Origin of the sequence: Paraburkholderia sp. RL17-380-BIE-A, assembly GCF_046028085.1 — a bacterium.
GTDB lineage: Bacteria > Pseudomonadota > Gammaproteobacteria > Burkholderiales > Burkholderiaceae > Paraburkholderia.
Genome location: NZ_JARESQ010000020.1, coordinates 61,131 through 81,815, shown reverse-complemented (window position 1 = coordinate 81,815; position 20,685 = coordinate 61,131). Strand labels below are relative to the sequence as shown.

Genomic DNA, 20,685 nt, shown 5'->3' with positions numbered 1-20,685 from the left:
ACTACTTCAGGATGCTCATGACACCGAATACCACTGCCAGCCCCGCGCTGCCGCCCGACGAAAAAGTCTCCGCCTGGAGCCTGATCAAACCCTACTGGGTTTCCGAAGAACGAAAAACGGCATGGGGCCTGCTCATCGCGATCATCGTGATGAATCTGCTCGTGGTGTGGATCAACGTGCGCCTGAATCGCTGGAGCGCCGACTTCTACAACGCGCTGCAAACCAAGAACGTGCATGACTTCCCGCACCTGCTGATGGTGTTCTCGGGGCTCGCGTTCGGCTTCATCATCCTCGCGGTGTACGGCCGTTACCTGCGCCAGATGCTCGGCTTTCGCTGGCGCCAGTGGCTGACCACGCGCTACCTGAACGAGTGGTTGAATGACAGCGCGTTCTACCGGATCGAGCGCGACCGCCTCGCCGACAACCCCGACCAGCGGATCAGCGACGACCTGCAATCGTTCGCCACCAGCACCCTTTCACTCACGCTCGACCTGCTCTCCACGGTCGTCACGCTGGTGTCGTTCATCACGATCCTGTGGTCGCTTGCCGGCGCGCTGACCATTTCGCTCGGCGGCATGCCGATCGAGATCCCCGGCTATATGGTGTGGGCGGCGGCACTCTACGCCGTGGTCGGTTCGCTGATCATCCAGAAGGTCGGCCATCCGCTCGTGCCGATCAACTACCAGGCGCAGAAAGTCGAGGCGGATTTCCGTTTCGGCCTGATCCGTCTGCGTGAAAACGCCGAGCAGATCGCCTTCTACAACGGTATGGAAACCGAGAAGAAGAACGCACACTCGCTGTTCGGCCGCATCCGCGACAACTGGTGGCAGGTGATGAAGTACACCAAGCGCCTCACGTTCGTGCTGAGCTTCTACGGCCAGATCGCGATCATCTTTCCGCTGGTGGTCGCCGCGCCCCGCTACTTCGCCGGCGCCTTCACGTTCGGTGTGCTGATGCAGATTTCCAGCGCATTCGGCACCGTCAGCGACTCGTTCTCGTGGTTCATCAACAGTTACGGCACCTTGGTCGAATGGCGCGCCACCGTGAACCGGTTGCGTGAATTCAAGCGCGTCGTGCACGCACCGCGGCTGAAGGAATCGGTCTCGCCGGCAACCGCGCACGGCGGCATCAATCTGCATTTCGTCGACGAAGACCAGCTCTCCACCGAGGGCCTCAAACTCGCCCTGCCTAACGGCAACCCGCTGTCGCGCATTCGCGATGTGGCGATCCGGCCGGGCTCGCGCTGGCTGGTGCGCGGCCCGTCGGGTTCGGGCAAGAGCACGCTGATGCGCGCCCTCGCCGGCCTGTGGCCGTTCGGCGACGGCTCGATCGACGCACCGGTCAACGCGCGCATCATGTTCATCCCGCAGGTCAGCTACATGCCGATCGGCACCCTCAAGGCGGCGCTCGCCTACCCATCCTCCGTGGACACCTACACCGACGACGAATGCCGCGAAGCGCTCGTCGTCTGCCATCTGTCGGAATACGCGGACCGTCTGCAGGAATCGGGGCACTGGACCCGCATTCTCTCGCCGGGCGAGCAACAGCGCCTCGCCGCCGCGCGCGTGTTGCTGCACAAGCCGGACTATCTGTTCCTCGACGAAGCGACCAGCGCGCTCGACGCGGACAACGAGGCGCGCCTGTATCGCCTGTTCACGGAACGGCTGCCGAAGGCGGCGATTGTCAGTGTCGCGCATCGCGAGTCGCTCGCTGCGTTCCACGACGAGACGCTCGACGTCGAGCGCTCGGACGAAGCGATCGCCGCATGAGCGACATAAGCGCCATCGCCGACCTGAACGACGCGGGCAGCGCCGGATTCGAGCGTGTCGCGCTGATCACCGGCGCCGGCTCCGGCATTGGCGCCGCACTGGCCCGACGCATCGCCGCGCCGCGCTCGGCCCTGATGCTGCACGCACGCGGCGCCGATCACGAAGCGCGCCAACGACTCGCGCAAGTCGCCGCCGATTGCAGCGCGAACGGCGCACGCTGCGCGACGGTGTTCGGCGATCTAGCCGAACGCGGCGCCGCGGAACACGTGATCCATCAAACGCTGGCGAACTTCGGCGCGCTCGATCAACTGGTCGCCAACGCCGGACACGCGCAGCGCCAAACGCTGAATGCGCTCGATGCCGACGCGTTGAGCGCAGCCTTCGCGGCCATGCCGGCCGCGTTCGCGGCACTCGTCAAACGTGCGACACCCGCACTGGAGACGTCGAAGCGCGGCCGCGTGGTCGCGCTCAGCTCGTTCGTCGCGCATCGCTACCGCGCGGACGCGCCGTTTGCCGCAACGGCCGCCGCGAAAGCGGCGCTCGAATCGCTGGCGAAAACCGCGGCTGCGGAACTCGCGCCGCACGGCGTGACAGTCAATTGCGTGGCACCCGGCTTTACCCGTAAAGATCGCGGACCGAGTGCCGATAATGCATCGGTGTGGACTCGCGCCGCCGAAGCGACGCCGCTCGGCCATGTCGCCGAGCCCACGGATATCGCCGCGCTGATCGCATTCCTGCTCTCCGACGAAGCGCGCCACATCACCGGCCAGGTAATCCACGTCGACGGCGGCCTGACTCTCGGCTGAGCGACGCACCGCACGCCACGCCGCGCAAAGCAACGCAACGCAACGCGGCGCAACATTCCGAAACACGCGAGAAGAGTTCGAAAGCATTTGCGAAGCGGGCAAGCTGTTCCGCGCTTTGAAAATGCCCTCCGGCGGCGACGATAGTCGTGCGGGCCGTACCACGTCCTGCCCCACGTCATTCACCGCTACTGGATTCCCGACATGTCATTCGATCGCCGCTCCCATCCTTTGACCCCGCGTCTCGCGCTTGCTCTTGGCGCGCTGCTCGTCACGAGCGCCGCTTATGCGGCACAAGCGAACCAGGCTAACCCGGCTAACGAGCCCGCCGACGTTTGCCCCGCGCTCAAGCACATCGTCGACGCCGCTGATTTCCGGCAGTTGCAGACCCAAGCCGCCGCACAACTGCCGGGCACAGAAAGCGCCGACGACTGCCGCGCCAACTCGCATGCCTACGACTGCCACTGGCGCGCGCACTGGCAAGCGGACGGCGTCGTCTCCGATCCGCTGGAAGAATTCGGCGCCGACATCGCTGCCTGCTTCCCGAACGTCGTGCACGACATCAATACGCCAACGCGCCAGCATTTCATCGTGACCACCCCCGCGCGGCGCGTCAGCGTCACGGCAAGCGTGCAAGGGCAAAACGAATTGCGCCTGCGCGTCACGCGCTGAACGTGAGCCTGATCGCCGTTGTCCACTGTGATTTACGGAATTCACCGACCGTCACCTGGCGCCGCCTCATGACCTTCATGCCGAGCATGCCCGCCCACGCATTCACGCGAGCCCCGCGGGCTGCGTGGCGCATGTTGAAGCGTCCCTGCGCGTGGCTCGCCGTCTCCGCCACGCTGGCGGTCGGCCTGAACGGCTGCGCGTGGACGCTGATTCAGGCCGCCGACGCCACCGGTTCGGTGATTCAGGCGGGCTACGCGATCGCGGCGAACTATTCATCGCCGACCTTCGTCAACGGCCGGCCGGCTGACTTGCGCAACGTCTGCATCGAAGTGAATCAGAACGTGTCGGTCGGCGATTTCGTGCCGGCGCTGCAACTCGCGCTCGACCGGCGAGGCATTCGTTCGGAAGTCTACAATCCGGGCACGTCGCCCGCCGGTTGCGAGGCGCGGCTCGTCTACAACGCCGCGATCGATTACGGCCGCCGTTCGTTCAGCGACGAAACGATCCAGTATCTGTCGATCATCGACCTGACGCTGATTCAGAACGGCCGTATTCTCGTCACCGCCCGCTATCAGACCGGGGGCCTGAACACCGACCGCTTCTCTTCGGCATCGACCAAGCTCAATGGCCTGATCGAGCGAATGGTCGTCGATCGAACCGACTTCTCTCGCCAGCCGCCACAGACCATTCAGACTTCCCAGGCGAACTAGGCGCACAGATCGCTTGCTTTCTCTTACAGGGGAAAGGATTCGAAAGCGTGACGCGCTTTGCTGCGCACGCGCGGTTCTCTAAGATGACCTGAATGAACCCATCCATTCTGGTCGTCGACGACGATCCCGTGATACGTGAACTCGTCAGCGGATATCTGCAAGGGCGCGGCTTCAAGGTCGACACGCTCGAACATGGCCTCGGCCTGCAGCGCAAATTGCAGGACGAGCGGCCCGACCTGATCGTCCTCGACATCATGATGCCGCAACTCGACGGCATCAGCGCGTTGCGCGCGTTGCGCGTGGCCGGCGACGACATTCCCGTGATTCTGCTGACCGCGCGTGCCGATCCGATCGATCGCGTGATTGGTCTCGAACTCGGCGCGGACGACTACCTCGGCAAGCCCTTCGAACCGAGCGAACTGGTTGCGCGGATCCGCACCGTGCTGCGCCGTCGCAGCGTGATTGCCCCGAGCGCGCCGGAGCAGCGCGCGCCGTATCGCTTCGGCCGTTTCGAAGTGAATTTCCCGGCGCGCGAATTGCGTCACGAAGGCGAGCGCATTCCATTGCGTTCGAGCGAATTCGCCATGCTCAAGATATTCGTCACCCACGCGATGACCGTGCTCACGCGCGCGCAGTTGCTGGAGAAACTGCACGGCAACAGCGAGATACATCGCAATCGCAGCCTTGATGTGTCGATCTGGCGTCTGCGCCGGCTGATCGAAGTCGATCCGTCCGAGCCACGCTATGTGCAAACCGTGTGGGGACGCGGCTACGTGTTCGTGCCGGACGGTGAAATCGGTGCGGCCGAACGCGGTGCGCCGCCGGCCTAGCATGTGACGCGAGGTGCGATGGCTATCGCACCTCCTGGCTGGCAGGTTCGCAATGCGTCGACGACTCAGAACGTGATCAGAACGTCAGCACGCTCATGAACATTCTTTGCAGCCAGCCCATGGTCGTGGCGTCGGACACCATCCCCACACCGGCCTGTTCGATACGCGCGTTCGCGACCTTGCTCGACGCCACGTAGTTGCCCGCTTCGATATCCTTAGGATTGACGATGCCCGACAGGCGCAACCTGTCGCGGTTGCCGCTCATCGCAATGACCTTCTCGCCCGACACCACGAGGTTGCCGGTCGACATCGTGCCGATCACGGTGACGGCGAGCGTGCCGCTCATGCCGCTCGCATCGGTGAGACTGCCCTGCCCTTTGTATTCGGTGCTCGCCGAGCCGATGTTGAACAGTCGCGCAAGGCGCGCGGCAGCGTTGGTGGAATGGTCGGCGGCGTCGGCGGTAATGCTGCTCGAGCGGCTAGCCGCCGCGGTCGCGCTGTTATTGCCGCTATACGATTCCGAGAGACGGATCGTCAATACATCGCCGATATGTTGGGCACGCGGCGTCTCGTACAGGAGCAGCGGACTGCCGGCCTGATAGATCGCGCCTTGCGTGTTGACGTTCAGTGGCGCCGAGGCAAGCGGCGGCGCCATCGGCGTATCGACGATCGAGCTTTGCTGCGTGCTCCCGCAAGCCGCAACGCAGATCGCCGCGCCTAGCGCGACAGTGAGACGTAGCGCAGTCATGCCCGCAGTCATACCTACTCCTTGGCCGGGTCGGCCGGGTTCGAAACGGGCCTTGCGGCCCCACTCAATGCCGCTCATCAACCAGCCTCCGCGCCGCTCGCCTGCCACTGCCGCACGACAGACTTCACCCACGCATCCGAGCCCTTCAGCAAATAGGTGAGCGTGCCGTTGCGTGTGCCCGGCAGAAAGCACAACGTGATCGAACTCACGGCGTTTTCCCAGACATACGTGGGCATCGCGCCCGACGACGCCGACACGGTCCGCGTCGCGAGACGCGGCGGCCCGTATCGGTCCGCGAGCGCTTCGCGCAAGTCGTCGGCGGTGATCTCGTCGATCACGAAAGAAATCTCGTACAGACGCAGCGCGCTTTGTCCGTCCACACGCGCGAAACGCAGCACATGCTCCAGCGCGGGCGCGCCGTCGACCACCGCTTGCGACACCTCCCAGCCGTTGTCCGCGCGATGCGCCCAGCGGCACGCCACCGTCAGGCTGTCATGCGACTTGAGCCGCATGCCGAGCGCGCCCGCCTGCACGTCCGTCTCGCAGACCGGCACGCTGCCGAGCGGCGTGGCCCGCACGGTCGAGCCGGCGCGGAATTCGTCGAGCGTGATGCCGAGCGCCACGCCTCGAAACGCGAACGGCGCGTCTGGCGAGCGCCGCCGCGCGTCGGCGGAAGGCTCTTTCGTTGCGGCACTCGCCGCACTCGCCTCCCGCACGAGCGGTTGCGCTTGCGCAGTCAGCGAGAACACGCCGCCCAGTACCGCCAGCGCGCAGGCAATCCGTTTGAGTGTCATGATTCAGTCGATGGCGGATGAACACATGTCGAACGGCGAGGCCGCGGCATGGCCAACCACCGGGATGATTTTCAGCGTGGCCGAAGTCAGCCGGCACGGCAGCGCGGCGACGGCGCAGCCACCCAGGGGCAGCAGCGCCGCGCCGAGCGTCAACCACGCGGCGACACGCATGAAGCGATGAAGGATTCTCGGGGTCGACACACAGACCTCAGGACGTCAGGCTGTCGTATTGACATGGTGGCCGACGAGCCCGGCGGGCAGCGACGGCTGCGCCTGGCCGGCGGACTCCCGCGGCTGCGCAGCGGAACCCGGGTTGTTGGCGGCTGCGGGCCTGCCTGCTGGCGGCGTCGCCGCCAGGGACGAAAAGCGGGTGGATGAGAGATTGCTGGGAACGGTCATGATGAGCCTCGCGTGGCGCTAGGTTTCGATTTCACGCCGCCTGCCGTGGGCCCAAGGCGTTAGGCTGTTTTCAGCATGCGGCGCAACGTACTGCACGACGAATCATCCCGCCGGGCGTGCGGCGCCGATGCATGAAGGAAAGCGCGCTTTCCGGCGGTTCTTACGAGCCGTTGCGCGCTGTTGCGGTCGCTTCCAAATAGGCACAGATTCTTTCTTCGGAGGAATGTTGGCTATGCGAAGGGAGTGGCAGCATGGCTGCGCGCATTGCCGAACATGGCCGCGCTGAAATATGCCGCGAGCCTTGTGTGGCGGGCCTGACAAGGGCATCACCCGCCGCGGCGCGGCGTGACGTAAGCATTGGTAAGAAAAGAGTCGGACGCGCGTTGCACGCGCCAGTCTAAAATTTCGCCATGAATCCACAGGTCCTCATCGTCGACGACGATCCGGTCGTACGCGATCTGCTTTGCAAGTTTCTGCAATCGAACGGCTTCGACGCGTCCGTGCTGCACGACGGCACTCATCTCCAGCGCCGGCTCGAGCGTGAACGGCCGTCGGTCGTCGTGCTCGACATCATGATGCCGAACACCGACGGCCTGCGCGCGCTCACCGCGCTGCGCGCCGCCGGCGACGACATTCCGGTGATCTTCGTGACGGCGCGCGGCACGGTGGCCGACCGCATTGTCGGGCTCTCGCTCGGCGCGGACGACTACCTGACCAAGCCGTTCGATCCACGCGAATTGCTCGCGCGCATCCACACCGTGTTGCGCCGGCGTGGGCCGTCCACCACGAGCGCGCCGGAAGCCCGCAAGCCGTATCGCTTCGGCCCGTTCGAACTCGATTTCGCAACCCGTTCGCTGTGCCGGGACAATTCGAAGCTGCCGCTGCGCGACAGTGAGTTCGCGCTCCTGAAGATCTTCGTCAACAATCCGTACAAGGTGCTCTCGCGCGTGCTGATTCACGATCTCGTGCATCGCGACAACCTCGCTTTCCGCGACCGCAGCCTCGACGTGCCGATCTGGCGCCTGCGCCGCGTGATCGAAGACGATCCGTCCAATCCCTGCTACGTGCAAACGGTGCGCGGCAAAGGCTATGTGTTCGTGCCCGACGCCGACGGCACGCCGTTCGCCGACGAGGCTGCCGCAAGCGCATGAAAAACCCGCTGAACACGCTGTTCGGCAGGATGGCGTTACTCTCGGCAGCGGTCTTGTTCGCGATTCAGGCCGGCTGGTTCGTGCTGGTGGTGATGCAGCCGCCGCGTCATGAAATCGACGGCTTCGCGCGCGGCATTCTGCTCGTGTTGCAGGCCGTCAACGGCGAGCCGATGAAAGGCGCCGCGCTCGCGCCCGCCATGCGCGTGCACCTCGTGCCCACCTGGAACATGCCGGCTAGCGTGCATCTGCAAGAGCCGACGCATCATCCGCTGGTCGAACTGAGCCGGCATCTGCGCGAGAATCTGCCGCCCGGCACCCGTATCGCCGTCGACGACTTGCGCCCGCCGCAGTTGTGGGTGCTGTTTCCCGGCAAATCGAACTGGGTCGTCGTGCCGGTCGACGTACCGCCGCGCCCGCGCTTTCTGATCGAATCGATTTCGATGCTGCTCGCCGCGTTGATCCTTTCCGTGTTCGTCGCGTGGCAGATGCAGCGGCCGCTGTCGCGCGTCGCCGACGCCGCGCGTGCGTTCGGCTCGGGCGGCCGCCCGGAACCCGTAACAGTGCAAGGCCCACGCGAATTGCGCGACCTGATCGGTTCGTTCAACGACATGATGCGGCGCTTGAACGAAGCCGGCGACGACCAGGCCGTGATGCTGGCCGGCGTCGCGCACGATCTGAAAGCGCCGCTCACGCGCCTGAAGTTGCGCGCGAGCGTATTGGTGGCGGAAAACGAACGCGCCGGTTTGATCCGCGATGTCGACTCGCTGACCAACATCGTCCAGCAGTTTCTCGAATTCGCGGGCCAGTCCGCCGAAGCCGGGCCGCCGGTCGAAGTCGACGACTTTTTGCAGGAACAGTTCTCCGCCAGCGACAGCACCGAAACGCCGCTGTTCACGCTCGATCTGCGCGCCGGTTCGTCGTTTACGCTGCCGCGCACATTGCTCGACCGGCTGGTCACGAATCTGGTCGATAACGCGCTCGAACATGGCACTCCGCCCGTCGATATCGGCACCGCGCGCCACGATGGCCATTGGATGATCAGCGTGCGCGATCACGGCCCCGGCATTCCCGACGACCGCATCGCGGCCGCCATGAAGCCGTTCGTGCGACTCGACGCCGCGCGTGGCGGCGAAGGCCATTGCGGCCTAGGCCTCGCGATCGTCGCGCGGCTCGCGCACGATCGCGGCGGACGCTGTCATGTGCGCAATCACGCGCAGGGCGGTCTGGAAGTGCGGATCGAATTGCCCGTGGTGCAGGCGCTGGCGTGAGCGCGGCCGGACGCGCTTACGCGCCCTTACTGGAGGCTCTTTCACAGGCGCGGCGGCTTTATAGTCGCCCCCGGCAACCTCGATGCCGCCCTTCTCTATCCGCCCTGTCGTTTGGGGCGGTTTTTTTTGCCTTCGGTGAACACTAGGCTCTTGTGGTTCAGATCACGAGGCGGCTCTGCAAGGTATCGATCGTCCTCTGCGAGAGGCCGAGGCCTCGTGTCAGATAGCTCGACATCGTCCCGTAGCTCGCCTGCACCTGATCGAACCCGGCCTGCAGATAATTTTCCTGAACACTCAACAACGGCGCCCGGGCCGAAGCGACAGCGTCGCCGGCCTGCGCGCGCAGCGCGTCGGTTTGCGCCTTGATCCACGGCGCCAGATAGACGTTGCTCAACAGATAGTCCCGCATGATCACGTCGAGCGGCACGTTCGCGATGCTGAGCAGGAGCGCGGCGACCCAACCCGCGCGATCCTTGCCCGCGCTGGAGTGAAGCAGTTGCGCGCCGGGACCGTCGGCCAGACTTGTTAGGAGCCCACCGTAAGCGGCGCGCTGGGCGGCGCCGGTGACGTAGCCGCGCGCCTGCGCTTCCATGAACGCGACCGCGGCCGCCGCCGTGTCGAAGGCCGGCGCGACGAAGTCGGCGGTGCCCAGCACGTTGAGCGTCTGGGCTGTCGCACCGCCCGGCAGAATATCGGCGGTTCGCGCGATTTCCGCCGGCGTGCGCAGATCGTAGACCGATGCAATGCCGAGCCGGTCGATCGTGGCCTGGTCGGCGGCGTCTAGCGTCAATACGTTCGCGCGATAGAACACGCCGCGGCGCATCTGCCTGCCGTCGACGGTCGGATACGGTGCCGCTCCGGCGACATCGCGGAAGTTGCTGACCGACGCAAGGCGCGGCGTTGCCGGCGAATCATCGCTGAGGTTGCCGCCGCCGCACGCGGACAGCAGCGAGCCGCCCACGCCGGAGATCAGCAGGACGCCGGCTGAACGCTTCAGAAAGCACCGGCGCGATGCCATGGTCTCGTGGGCCGATATCTGCGGCGGCCGCACAAACGTGCTCGCGGAGAGACGGGACGGCGAGCAGGTTTTTGCGGTGGCGGGCATTAGGCGTGGCTGGCGCGGAGATGAGAGGCGGAGAAGGCGAGTCGCAGCATCGGCGCTGCGGACGCAGTGTAACCACGCTCGATATATTTTGGGTTACACGGTAGTAGTTGGTAAGGAACGCGGGCCATTTTTGAGCACGACTGGCCCCACTATCCTCCGCCCCGTAGAATACAAACACCCCACCTTCGTGCCCACGGCCGGCCGACAAGTCCTGGAGACCACAACAAAAATGCCTTCTCTCCAATGGTTCACCGAACTGACCCAGCGCGAGCGCCGCACCCTGTACGCCGGATTCGGCGGTTACGCAGTCGATGCCTTCGACTTCATGATTTACTCCTTCCTCATTCCGACGCTGATCGCGACATGGGGCATGACCAAGAGCGAAGCCGGCATGATCGCCACCAGTTCGCTGATCTCGTCGGCGGTGGGCGGCTGGCTCGCCGGCATTCTCGCCGACCGCTATGGCCGCATCCGCGTGCTGCAGTGGACCATCGCCACCTTCGCGCTGTTCACCTTTCTGTCCGGCTTCACCCATTCGTTCTGGCAACTGCTCACCACGCGCACGTTGCAGGGCATCGGCTTCGGCGGTGAATGGTCGGTCGTGACGATCATGATGGCCGAAACCATTCGCTCGCCTCAGCATCGCGCGAAAGCCGTGGGCACCGTGCAAAGCAGCTGGTCGTTCGGCTGGGCGGCTGCGGCGATCATTTACTGGGCCTTCTTCGCGCTGCTGCCGGAACAGTACGCCTGGCGCGCCTGTTTCTGGATCGGCCTGCTGCCCGCGGCGTGGATCATCTACATTCGCCGCAACGTGAGCGATCCGGATATCTTTCTCGAAACGCGCCGGGCCCGCGAAAGTGGTTTCGACACCTCGCACTTCCTGCAAATCTTCTCGGCCGCTCACCTCAGAACCACCCTGCTCGGCAGCGCGCTGTGCACCGGCATGCTCGGCGGCTATTACGCAATTACCACCTGGCTGCCAACGTATCTGAAGACCGTGCGCCATCTGTCGGTGTTCAACACGAGTGGCTATCTGATCGTGCTGATCGTCGGCTCGTTCACGGGGTATATCGTCGGCGCGATTCTGTGCGACAAGATCGGCCGGCGCGCGTCGTTCGTGCTGTTCGCCATCGGCTCGTTCGTGCTCGGCATGGTCTACACCATGCTGCCCATTACCGACGGCATGATGCTCGCGCTCGGCTTTCCGCTCGGCATCGTGGTGCAAGGGATTTTCGCGGGCGTGGGCGCGTATCTGTCGGAGCTGTATCCGAATGCGATACGCGGCTCGGGACAAGGCTTCTGCTACAACCTCGGGCGCGGACTCGGCTCGTTCTTTCCGATTCTGGTCGGTACACTGTCGCAAACCATGACGCTGGTGAAGGCAATGGGCATCGTGGCGGGCTCCGGTTATCTGCTCGTGATCGTCGCCGCGGTGTGTCTGCCTGAGACCAAGGGCAAGGTGCTCGGGGCCACCCGCCCTGCCGCCTGAATCCGCCGTACACACACATGAAAACGATTGTTCTGGGCGGCGGCGTGATCGGCGTCGCCACCGCTTTTTACCTGCGCCAGCAGGGCTGCGAAGTCACCGTGATCGAGCGCGAGCCGGACGTCGCGCTCTCCACCAGTTTCGGCAATGCGGGCGTGATCGCGCCGGGCTATGTGACGCCTTGGGCCGCGCCCGGCATGCCGGCGAAGATTCTCAAATACCTGTTCAAGCCGGCCTCGCCGCTGATTTTTCGCCCGACCTTCGACCCGGCCCAGTGGCGCTGGATTGCGCGCTGGCTGCGTGAATGCGATCTCGAACGGTTTCGCGTCAACAAGCAGCGCATGCAGCGTATTGCCTACTACAGCCGCGAGTCTCTGCACGAATTCCGCAGCCGCCATCCGTTCGACTATGGCCGCAGCCAGGGCTATCTGCAGTTGTTCCGCAGCGAGTACGACGTCGAACTCGCGCAGCCGGCGCTCGCCGTGCTGCGCGACGCCGGCATTGCGCACCGTGAAGTCAGCGCGGCGCAGTGTGTCGAGATCGAGCCGGGCTTGCGCTGGGCGCGTCAGGCGCCGCTCGCGGGCCTGTATCTGCCCGACGACGAAGCCGGCGATTGCGCCCGCTTCACCCGTGAACTGCGCGCAATCTGCGAGCGCAACGACGTGCGCTTTCGTTTTGACACGCGCGTCACGTCGCTCGATGTGCAAGGCGGTGCGGTGCGCGCGGTGCGTATCGAGAGCGAGCGCGGCGCCGAGATGCTGCATGCGGATGCGGTAGTGGTGGCGCTGGGCGTCGACAGTGCCACGCTGCTCGCGCGGCTCGGCGTGAAGGTGCCGCTTTATCCCGTGAAAGGCTATTCGGCGACGCTGCCCGTCACCGATGACGAGAAAGCCCCGCACGCCGCGCTGATGGACGAATCGCTGAAGACGGCGATTACGCGCTTCGGCGACAACCTGCGGGTGGCCGGCACCGCCGAACTCGGCAATCGTGAAACCACCTTGCGCGAACAGGCCCTGCAAACGCTGATGAAAGTGCTCAGCGACTGGTTCCCGCACGCGGCCAATCCCACGTCCGCACATTTCTGGGTGGGCCGCCGTCCGATGACACCCGATGGCGCGCCGCTACTCGGCCCGTCCGGCATCGAGAAACTGTGGTTGAACCTCGGGCACGGCTCGACGGGCTGGGCGATGTCGATGGGTTCGGGGCGCGTGGTCGCGGATCTGATCACGCACCGCAAGCCGGAGATCGATCTGGACGGACTGACGTTGGCGCGCTATCGCAAGTCAGGCACGTAGCGTCGTTGCGCGCCGAAATAGAAAAGCCGGGTCACCCTCTCAGGTGCCCGGCTTTGTTTTTTCACCGCTCGATGCGCCGCTGACGCGGCACAGTGTCGTCTCCACCTCTTCCTGCAAGCAGTGGCCGGTTTTGGCGCCAAGGCGCAAAAACCGGCCGGAGACGTTCAGCGCGGCAGTTCCGAATGACCCATCAGGAACGCGTCGACGGAACGCGCGCACTGGCGGCCTTCGCGAATCGCCCACACCACCAGCGACTGGCCGCGGCGCATGTCACCCGCGGTGAACACCTTGTCCACCGACGTGTAATACGCCTTGTCGCCTTCGGTCGACGAACGCACGTTGCCACGCGCATCCTTGTCGACGCCGAACGCTTCCAGCACCGGCGACACCGGCTGCGTAAAGCCCATGGCGAGCAGCACCAGATCGGCCTTCATTTCGAATTCCGAGTTCGGCACTTCCTGCATCTTGCCGTCCTTCCACTCGACGCGCGCCGCGATCAGCTTCTCGACCTTGCCGTTCTTGCCTTCGAGACGCTTGGTCGCGACCGCCCAATCACGCGAGCAGCCTTCGTCGTGCGACGACGACGTGCGCAGCTTGATCGGCCAGTACGGCCACACGAGCGGCTTGTTCTCTTCTTCCGGCGGCTGCGGCAGCAGTTCGAATTGCGTGACGCTCTTCGCGCCATGACGATTCGACGTGCCCACGCAGTCCGAACCCGTATCGCCGCCGCCGATCACGACCACATGCTTGCCTTTCGCGAGCAACTGGTTCGCGACCTTGTCGCCGGCATTGACCTTGTTCTGTTGTGGCAGGAATTCCATCGCGTAGTGGATGCCTTCCAGCTCACGGCCCGGCACCGGCAGATCGCGCGGCGTTTCCGAACCGCCCGCGATCACGACCGCGTCGAACTCTTCCTTCAACTGATCCGGCGTGATGGTTTCCTTCGCCGTGTTGCCGATATAGGCCGGCAGCGAATCCGCTTTACCGATGAACACGTTGGCGCGGAACGTCACGCCTTCGGCTTCCATCTGGCGCATGCGGCGATCGATCAGCCACTTCTCCAGCTTGAAGTCGGGAATGCCGTAACGCAGCAACCCGCCGATGCGGTCGTTCTTTTCGAACACGGTGACATCGTGCCCCGCGCGCGCGAGTTGCTGCGCGACGGCCAACCCAGCGGGGCCGGATCCGACCACGGCGACCTTCTTGCCGGTCTTGTGCTTCGGCGGCAACGGCGCGACCCAGCCTTCGGTCCATGCCTTGTCGATGATCGCGTGCTCGATCGACTTGATGCCGACCGGGTCGTTGTTAATGCCGAGCGTGCACGCCGCTTCGCACGGTGCCGGGCAGATGCGGCCCGTGAACTCGGGGAAGTTATTGGTGGAGTGCAGCACTTCAATCGCGTTCTTCCAATCCTGATGGAACACCAGGTCATTGAAGTCCGGAATGATGTTGTTCACCGGGCAGCCGTTGTTGCAAAACGGAATGCCGCAGTCCATGCAACGTGCGCCTTGAATCTTGGCTTCGTCGTCGGTCAATGCGGCGACGAATTCCTTGTAGTGCTTCACACGCGTGAGCGGAGCTTCGTACGCCTCGTGGCGGCGTTCGAACTCGAGAAAACCGGTTGCCTTGCCCATGTGGTTCTCTTCTCTATCTAATCAGGTGGGGTGATCTACACCCGCCGCGCAGCACCGTGGATCGGTCGCACGCGGCGGGTACGGCTAAAGGTGACGTCTTGCTGATGAACAGCGTTGCGAATCAGGCGGCCAGCACTTCCTTGTTCGCCTTCTTCGCGGCCATTTCGCCCAGCGCGCGCTTGTATTCGGTCGGGAATACCTTCACGAATTGACGGCGCGACGCGTCCCAGTTTTCGAGCAGCGCTTTTGCACGTGGCGAGCCCGTGAACTGGAAGTGACGCTCGATGAGTCCCTTGAGCAGCGCTTCGTCGGTCGTGCCGGTGTGCCACAGGCCCTTGTCGACCGTGCGTTCCTGTTCGGCCGTTTGCAAGACCGGATCGAGCGCAACCATCGACTTGTTGCATTTGCCCGCGAACGAGTTGTCCGGGTCGTACACGTAGGCGATGCCGCCCGACATGCCGGCCGCGAAGTTACGGCCTGTTTCGCCGAGCACGACCACCGTGCCGCCCGTCATGTATTCGCAGCCGTGGTCGCCCGTGCCTTCGACAACCGCCGTCGCACCCGAGTTACGCACGCAGAAACGCTCGCCTGCCACGCCGCGGAAGAACGACTCGCCTTCGATCGCGCCGTACATCACTGTGTTGCCGCAGATGATGTTCTCTTCCGACTTGCCGCGGAAATCGTTGGTCGGACGGATGATGATGCGGCCGCCCGACAGGCCCTTGCCGACATAGTCGTTGCCGTCGCCGACCAGATCCAGCGTGATGCCCTTCGCGAGGAACGCGCCGAAGCTCTGACCCGCGGTGCCCTTCAACTGGATGTGAATCGTGTCGTCGGGCAGGCCGTCGTGGCCGTACTTCTTCGCAATCGTGCCGGACAGCATCGCGCCGACCGTACGGTTCACGTTACGCACCGGCTGGATGAATGAGACGTGCTCGCCCTTCTCGATCGCCGCCTTCGCCTTTTCGATCAGCGTGTGGTCGAGTGCCTTGTCCAGACCATGGTCCTGCACGTCGACATGCTTGCGCGCCACTTCCGCCGAGACTTGCGGCTGATAGAACACGCGCGAAAAGTCGAGACCCTTCGCCTTCCAGTGTTCGATGCCCTTTTTCGTATCGAGCAGTTCGGCGTGGCCGACCAGGTCTTCAAACTTGCGGATGCCCAGTTGCGCCATGATTTCGCGCGCTTCTTCTGCAACGAAGAAGAAGAAGTTCACGACGTGTTCCGGCTGGCCCTGGAACTTCGCACGCAGCACCGGATCTTGCGTCGCGACGCCGACCGGGCAGGTGTTCAGATGGCACTTGCGCATCATGATGCAGCCTTCGACGACGAGCGGCGCCGTCGCGAAACCGAACTCGTCCGCGCCGAGCAGCGCGCCGATCACGACGTCGCGGCCGGTCTTCATCTGACCGTCGGCCTGCACGCGGATACGGCCGCGCAACTGGTTCAGCACCAGCGTTTGCTGCGTTTCGGCCAGGCCCAGTTCCCACGGCGTGCCGGCGTGCTTCACCGACGACAGCGGCGACGCGCCCGTGCCGCCATCATGACCGGCGATCACGACGTGATCGGCCTTGGCCTTGGCCACACCTGCGGCAACCGTGCCGACGCCCGATTCGGACACCAGCTTCACCGAGACGCTGGCCGCCGAGTTGGCGTTCTTCAGATCGTGAATCAGCTGCGCCAGATCTTCGATCGAGTAGATGTCGTGGTGCGGGGGCGGCGAAATCAGGCCGACGCCCGGCACCGAGTAACGCAGCTTGCCGATGTATTCCGACACCTTGTGGCCCGGCAGCTGACCGCCTTCGCCCGGCTTCGCGCCCTGCGCCATCTTGATCTGGATCTGATCAGCGGACGCGAGGTATTCCGCCGTCACGCCGAAACGGCCCGACGCCACCTGCTTGATCTTCGAGCGCAGCGAATCGCCCGCCTTCAGCGGAATGTCCACGATCACTTCGTCGCCGATCACGGACTTCATCGTGTCGCCGTTCTTGATCGGAATGCCGCGCAACTCGTTGCGGTAACGGTTCACGTCCTCGCCGCCTTCACCCGTGTTCGACTTGCCGCCGATACGGTTCATGGCGATTGCCAGCGTGGCGTGAGCCTCCGTGCTGATCGAGCCCAGCGACATTGCACCGGTGGCGAAACGCTTGACGATTTCCTTCGCCGGTTCGACTTCGTCGAGCGGGATGGCCTTGGTCGGATCGAACTTGAATTCGAACAGGCCGCGGAACGTCATGTGGCGCTTCGTCTGATCGTTGATCAGATGCGCGTATTCCTTGTACGTCTGGTACGAGTTGCTGCGCGCCGAGTGTTGCAGCTTGGCGATCGCATCCGGCGTCCACATGTGTTCTTCGCCGCGCACGCGGTATGCGTATTCGCCGCCTGCGTCGAGCATGTTGGCGAGAATCGGGTTGTCGCCGAACGCTTCGCGGTGCAGACGGATCGCTTCTTCCGCCACGTCGAACAGACCGATGCCGCCCACCTTCGACGAGGTGCCCTTGAAGTACTTCACCACCAGGTCTTCAGCCAGGCCGACCGCTTCGAAAATCTGCGCGCCGGTGTACGACATGTAGGTCGAAATGCCCATCTTCGACATGACCTTCATCAGGCCCTTGCCGACTGCCTTGGTGAAGTTGTAGACCGCCTTTTCCGGCGACAGGTCGCCCTTCAGGCCGGCTGCGAGCTGGCCGAGCGTTTCCATTGCGAGGTACGGGTGCACGGCTTCCGCGCCGTAGCCCGCGAGCAGCGCGAAGTGGTGCGTTTCACGCGCCGAGCCGGTTTCGACGACCAGACCCGTGCTCGTGCGCAGACCTTGCTGCACGAGGTGCGTGTGGATCGCGGCGGTGGCCAGCAGCGCCGGAATCGCCACGTTGTCGCGATCGGTCTTGCGGTCCGACACGATCAGCATGTTGTAGCCGGACTTGACCGCGTCCACGGCTTCCGCGCACAGCGAGGCGAGGCGTGCTTCGATGCCTTCCTTGCCCCACGCCACCGGATAGCAGATGTTCAGTTCATACGAGCTGAACTTGCCGCCCGTGTACTGATCGATCTCGCGGATCTTCGCGATGTCCTTGAAGTCGAGCACCGGCTGCGACACTTCGAGACGCATCGGCGGGTTGATGTTGTTCGTGTCGAGCAGGTTCGGCTTCGGACCGACGAACGACACCAGCGACATCACCATGTTTTCGCGGATCGGGTCGATCGGCGGGTTCGTCACTTGCGCGAACAGCTGCTTGAAGTAGTGGTAGAGCGTCTTGTTCTTGTTGGACATGACCGCCAGCGGCGAGTCGTTGCCCATCGAACCGACCGCTTCTTCGCCGGCTTGCGCCATTGGCGCCATCAGGAACTTGAGGTCTTCCTGCGTGTAGCCGAACGCCTGCTGGCGATCCAGCAGCGCGGCGGGCTCGCGGCGTTCCGTGGCGACGTCTTCGGCCTTTGCCTCGATCTCGTCGAGCTTGATGCGCACGGCATCGATCCAGCTCTTGTACGGCTTGGCGTTCGCGAGATTGTCCTTGAGCTCCTTGTCGTCGATGATGCGGCCGTGCTCCATGTCGATCAGGAACATCTTGCCCGGCTGCAGACGCCACTTCTTGACGATCTTCGACTCGGGAATGGGCAGCGTGCCGGCTTCCGACGCCATGATGACGAGGTCGTCGTCCGTGATGATGTAGCGCGCCGGACGCAGACCGTTACGGTCGAGCGTCGCGCCGATCTGGCGGCCGTCCGTGAAGGCGATTGCAGCGGGGCCGTCCCACGGCTCCATCATCGCGGCGTGGTATTCGTAGAACGCGCGGCGGTTGTCGTCCATCAGCGTGTGTTGTTCCCAGGCTTCCGGGATCATCATCATCATTGCGTGGACGAGCGGGTAGCCGGCCATCACCAGCAGTTCGAGACAGTTGTCGAACGAGGCGGTGTCCGATTGGCCCGGATAGATCAGCGGCCAGAGCTTCGGGAGGTCGTCGCCGAGCACGTGCGATGCGATCGCGCCGGTACGGGCGTTGAGCCAGTTCACGTTGCCCTTGACCGTGTTGATTTCGCCGTTGTGGGCGATCATGCGGTACGGGTGAGCCAGTTCCCACGCCGGGAACGTGTTGGTCGAGAAGCGTTGGTGCACCAGCGCCAGCGCCGACACCGTGCGCTCGTCCTGCAGGTCGCGGTAGTACACGCCGACCTGGCCGGCCAGCAGCAGGCCCTTATAGACGACCGTGCGCGCCGAGCACGACGGCACGAAATACTCCTTGCCGTGCTTGAGCTTGAGCGCCTGGATGCGGTGGCTCGCGGTCTTGCGGATGATGTACAGCTTCCGCTCGAGCGCGTCGGTCACCATGATGTCCTTGCCACGGCCGATGAAGATCTGGCGGATCAGCGGCTCGCTCGCCTTGACGGTAGGCGAAATCGGCATGGTGTGGTCGACCGGCACATCGCGCCAGCCCAGCACGACCTGGCCTTCCGCCTTCACCGTGCGTTCCAGTTCCTGCTCACAGGCGAGACGCGACGCGTGTTCTTTCGGCAGAAAGACCATGCCGACACCGTATTCGCCGTGCGGCGGCAGCACCACGCCCTGCTTGGCCATTTCCTCGCGATAGAAGCCGTCCGGGATCTGGATCAGGATGCCCGCGCCGTCGCCCATCAGCGGATCGGCGCCGACAGCGCCCCGGTGGTCGAGGTTCTCGAGAATCTTCAGGCCCTGCTCGATGATCTCGTGGCTTTTCTTGCCCTTGATGTGAGCGACAAAGCCGACGCCGCAGGCGTCATGCTCGTTTTGCGGGTCGTACAGACCTTGCGCGGCGGGAACCGGGTGGATCGGTTGCTGGTGGTCGTTCATGGGGACACCGTCTGTAAGGGGCCGGACAGGCCGTTAAACCGTTTTTCTATTGCCGCAGTGCGATTCACAACCGAGTTCGCAACCGCGACGGCGCGCTCAACGCTCGATGCTACGCGTGTCAAAAAGCGCCGGAATTCGGAATATACGCGACGAATCAATGGAATAGCAAATAAAACGTGATGATTGAACCCCAATTATCAAGTTGGTGCATTGCGGCTATTTTTTATTGGTGCCACATCCAAAACGTGCAAAAGAAAACGGCATGCGGAGATGCCGTTTCGATGCAGCCCTTTGATGCGAAACGTTTTATTGCTGTTGCGGCGTCTCGCGCACCTTTCGCGGCCGCCCGCGCGGCAGCGGCGATACACGCCGGTTGGCGGCCCGCGCCGCCCACTCGCGGTAGGTGTCGCTGCCCAGAACCCAGCCTTTCAGGGTGGCCTGCTGAAGCTGGCTGGCTTCCCGTTCATCGAGCGGCTGCTCGCACAGTTCCCGGTACGCGCGCTGCCGTTCGAATGGGGTATTGCCGAGCGACCAGTACAGCGGATGATCCGTAATCAGGCTGTCGAGTGTCAGGCCGATGTGATGACGGTAACTCGACCAGCGGTAATCTTCCGGCGCGCTCACGAGCCCGGCGCGCACCGGGCACATCTCTACGACACGGCTCGCCAGCAGAAAGTAGCGCTCGCCTTCGATCACCGTCGCTCTGTAGCGCCCTTCCCACAACGTGCCCCGGCGCGCATAGCGCCTGTTAAAGTGCGCCACGTATCGGCGCCCGACCGCCTGCATCGCCTTCGGCAGACTCGACTCCTCGGTCGGCGTGACGAGCAGTTGCACCGCGCCTGGCATCAACGCATACGCGTGGATGGACAGATGGTGGTCGCGTGAAGCCGCTTTCAAACAATCGATGAAAAGCTCGTAGTCCTGGTCGTCGACGAATGCGGGCTGCTGATCGAGCCCGCGGAGGATGACGTGCTGCGGCTGGTCAGGGACATAGAGACGTGCAAGCCGTGCCATGCTGGAGTATCCAATAGTCGCGTTGGTACATACCCGAAGGTCCGAAGAACCGCATCCGCGCAAGGTTAGACGCGGCGCGGCAGAGCCAGAAACCGCGCGGAGCTTAGGGAGAAAGCTCTAACCGCCGCGTATGGTTTGTTTCAAACGTTCTCGTCATAATGAGCGGGCCTTTTTTGGAGGAG

At 64.0% G+C, this 20,685-nt stretch carries 16 protein-coding genes; 9 read left to right on the top strand and 7 right to left on the bottom strand.

What is annotated here, in order from left to right; all coding sequences use genetic code 11:
- Nucleotides 1-17: 17 nt before the first annotated feature.
- The 5 genes from P0D68_RS28505 to P0D68_RS28485 all read left to right on the top strand — a co-directional run bounded on the left by P0D68_RS28505 (nucleotide 18) and on the right by P0D68_RS28485 (nucleotide 4,784).
- The gene (locus P0D68_RS28505; RefSeq protein WP_408301893.1) at nucleotides 18-1,769 is read left to right on the top strand and encodes an ABC transporter ATP-binding protein/permease; all 1,752 of its coding nucleotides are present in this window, start codon (nucleotides 18-20) and stop codon (nucleotides 1,767-1,769) included.
- A complete protein-coding gene (locus P0D68_RS28500) occupies nucleotides 1,766-2,575 on the top strand; it encodes an SDR family NAD(P)-dependent oxidoreductase (RefSeq protein ID WP_408301891.1) in 810 nt (269 codons plus the stop codon). The genes P0D68_RS28505 and P0D68_RS28500 overlap by 4 nt, the downstream gene beginning before the upstream one ends.
- 201 nt (nucleotides 2,576-2,776) lie before the next feature.
- The gene (locus P0D68_RS28495) at nucleotides 2,777-3,244 is read left to right on the top strand and encodes a hypothetical protein (RefSeq protein ID WP_408185643.1); all 468 of its coding nucleotides are present in this window, start codon (nucleotides 2,777-2,779) and stop codon (nucleotides 3,242-3,244) included.
- Between the two features lie 131 nt (nucleotides 3,245-3,375).
- Nucleotides 3,376-3,954, top strand: coding sequence for a hypothetical protein (locus P0D68_RS28490; RefSeq protein ID WP_286162016.1), 579 nt, complete (start codon nucleotides 3,376-3,378; stop codon nucleotides 3,952-3,954).
- Nucleotides 3,955-4,046: 92 nt separating this feature from the next.
- Nucleotides 4,047-4,784 (top strand): response regulator, encoded by a 738-nt coding sequence (locus P0D68_RS28485; RefSeq protein WP_408301889.1) that lies wholly within the window; start codon nucleotides 4,047-4,049, stop codon nucleotides 4,782-4,784.
- Nucleotides 4,785-4,860: 76 nt separating this feature from the next.
- On the opposite strand, the gene P0D68_RS28480 is transcribed toward P0D68_RS28485, so the two are convergent.
- The 3 genes from P0D68_RS28480 to P0D68_RS28470 all read right to left on the bottom strand — a co-directional run bounded on the left by P0D68_RS28480 (nucleotide 4,861) and on the right by P0D68_RS28470 (nucleotide 6,497).
- Nucleotides 4,861-5,532 carry a flagellar basal body L-ring protein FlgH gene (locus P0D68_RS28480; protein WP_091800977.1) on the bottom strand — a complete coding sequence of 224 codons (672 nt, stop codon included), beginning with the start codon at nucleotides 5,530-5,532 and terminating at the stop codon, nucleotides 4,861-4,863.
- A 77-nt stretch (nucleotides 5,533-5,609) separates the two neighbouring features.
- Complete coding sequence (locus P0D68_RS28475) at nucleotides 5,610-6,326, bottom strand: hypothetical protein (protein WP_408185639.1); 717 nt, start codon at nucleotides 6,324-6,326, stop codon at nucleotides 5,610-5,612.
- Nucleotides 6,327-6,329: 3 nt separating this feature from the next.
- Nucleotides 6,330-6,497, bottom strand: a complete 168-nt coding sequence (locus P0D68_RS28470; protein ID WP_216668815.1) for a DUF6726 family protein — start codon at nucleotides 6,495-6,497, stop codon at nucleotides 6,330-6,332.
- 638 nt (nucleotides 6,498-7,135) lie between these two features.
- On the opposite strand from P0D68_RS28470, the gene P0D68_RS28465 reads away from it, so the two are divergent.
- Nucleotides 7,136-7,876, top strand: a complete 741-nt coding sequence (locus P0D68_RS28465) for a response regulator (RefSeq protein WP_408301885.1) — start codon at nucleotides 7,136-7,138, stop codon at nucleotides 7,874-7,876.
- Nucleotides 7,873-9,144: an ATP-binding protein gene (locus P0D68_RS28460; protein WP_408301883.1), complete on the top strand. Its 1,272-nt coding sequence runs from the start codon at nucleotides 7,873-7,875 to the stop codon at nucleotides 9,142-9,144. Before P0D68_RS28465 ends, P0D68_RS28460 begins: the two co-directional genes overlap by 4 nt.
- A gap of 157 nt (nucleotides 9,145-9,301) precedes the next feature.
- Here the strand turns inward: P0D68_RS28460 and P0D68_RS28455 are convergent, their stop codons facing one another.
- Nucleotides 9,302-10,249 (bottom strand): tyrosine-protein phosphatase, encoded by a 948-nt coding sequence (locus tag P0D68_RS28455; protein ID WP_408301881.1) that lies wholly within the window; start codon nucleotides 10,247-10,249, stop codon nucleotides 9,302-9,304.
- Between the two features lie 229 nt (nucleotides 10,250-10,478).
- Between P0D68_RS28455 and P0D68_RS28450 the strand changes: the two genes are divergently transcribed.
- Nucleotides 10,479-11,738: an MFS transporter gene (locus P0D68_RS28450; protein ID WP_408185636.1), complete on the top strand. Its 1,260-nt coding sequence runs from the start codon at nucleotides 10,479-10,481 to the stop codon at nucleotides 11,736-11,738.
- 17 nt (nucleotides 11,739-11,755) lie between these two features.
- Nucleotides 11,756-13,030, top strand: coding sequence for a D-amino acid dehydrogenase (locus P0D68_RS28445; protein WP_408301879.1), 1,275 nt, complete (start codon nucleotides 11,756-11,758; stop codon nucleotides 13,028-13,030).
- A gap of 164 nt (nucleotides 13,031-13,194) precedes the next feature.
- Here the strand turns inward: P0D68_RS28445 and P0D68_RS28440 are convergent, their stop codons facing one another.
- From P0D68_RS28440 to P0D68_RS28430, 3 genes are all read right to left on the bottom strand, one after another.
- Nucleotides 13,195-14,664 (bottom strand): glutamate synthase subunit beta, encoded by a 1,470-nt coding sequence (locus tag P0D68_RS28440; RefSeq protein WP_091798423.1) that lies wholly within the window; start codon nucleotides 14,662-14,664, stop codon nucleotides 13,195-13,197.
- 121 nt (nucleotides 14,665-14,785) lie between these two features.
- A complete protein-coding gene (locus tag P0D68_RS28435) occupies nucleotides 14,786-19,489 on the bottom strand; it encodes a glutamate synthase-related protein (RefSeq protein ID WP_091798420.1) in 4,704 nt (1,567 codons plus the stop codon).
- Nucleotides 19,490-19,795: 306 nt separating this feature from the next.
- Nucleotides 19,796-20,503 (bottom strand): transposase, encoded by a 708-nt coding sequence (locus tag P0D68_RS28430; protein ID WP_007180173.1) that lies wholly within the window; start codon nucleotides 20,501-20,503, stop codon nucleotides 19,796-19,798.
- Between the last annotated feature and the right edge of the window lie 182 nt (nucleotides 20,504-20,685).

Coding starts and splice junctions, on each gene's coding strand:
- P0D68_RS28505 (WP_408301893.1), top strand. CDS start 18: ATGACACCGAATACCACTGCCAGCCCCGCGCTGCCGCCCGACGAAAAA.
- P0D68_RS28500 (WP_408301891.1), top strand. CDS start 1,766: ATGAGCGACATAAGCGCCATCGCCGACCTGAACGACGCGGGCAGCGCC.
- P0D68_RS28495 (WP_408185643.1), top strand. CDS start 2,777: ATGTCATTCGATCGCCGCTCCCATCCTTTGACCCCGCGTCTCGCGCTT.
- P0D68_RS28490 (WP_286162016.1), top strand. CDS start 3,376: ATGTTGAAGCGTCCCTGCGCGTGGCTCGCCGTCTCCGCCACGCTGGCG.
- P0D68_RS28485 (WP_408301889.1), top strand. CDS start 4,047: ATGAACCCATCCATTCTGGTCGTCGACGACGATCCCGTGATACGTGAA.
- P0D68_RS28480 (WP_091800977.1), bottom strand. CDS start 5,532: ATGACTGCGCTACGTCTCACTGTCGCGCTAGGCGCGGCGATCTGCGTT.
- P0D68_RS28475 (WP_408185639.1), bottom strand. CDS start 6,326: ATGACACTCAAACGGATTGCCTGCGCGCTGGCGGTACTGGGCGGCGTG.
- P0D68_RS28470 (WP_216668815.1), bottom strand. CDS start 6,497: ATGCGTGTCGCCGCGTGGTTGACGCTCGGCGCGGCGCTGCTGCCCCTG.
- P0D68_RS28465 (WP_408301885.1), top strand. CDS start 7,136: ATGAATCCACAGGTCCTCATCGTCGACGACGATCCGGTCGTACGCGAT.
- P0D68_RS28460 (WP_408301883.1), top strand. CDS start 7,873: ATGAAAAACCCGCTGAACACGCTGTTCGGCAGGATGGCGTTACTCTCG.
- P0D68_RS28455 (WP_408301881.1), bottom strand. CDS start 10,249: ATGCCCGCCACCGCAAAAACCTGCTCGCCGTCCCGTCTCTCCGCGAGC.
- P0D68_RS28450 (WP_408185636.1), top strand. CDS start 10,479: ATGCCTTCTCTCCAATGGTTCACCGAACTGACCCAGCGCGAGCGCCGC.
- P0D68_RS28445 (WP_408301879.1), top strand. CDS start 11,756: ATGAAAACGATTGTTCTGGGCGGCGGCGTGATCGGCGTCGCCACCGCT.
- P0D68_RS28440 (WP_091798423.1), bottom strand. CDS start 14,664: ATGGGCAAGGCAACCGGTTTTCTCGAGTTCGAACGCCGCCACGAGGCG.
- P0D68_RS28435 (WP_091798420.1), bottom strand. CDS start 19,489: ATGAACGACCACCAGCAACCGATCCACCCGGTTCCCGCCGCGCAAGGT.
- P0D68_RS28430 (WP_007180173.1), bottom strand. CDS start 20,503: ATGGCACGGCTTGCACGTCTCTATGTCCCTGACCAGCCGCAGCACGTC.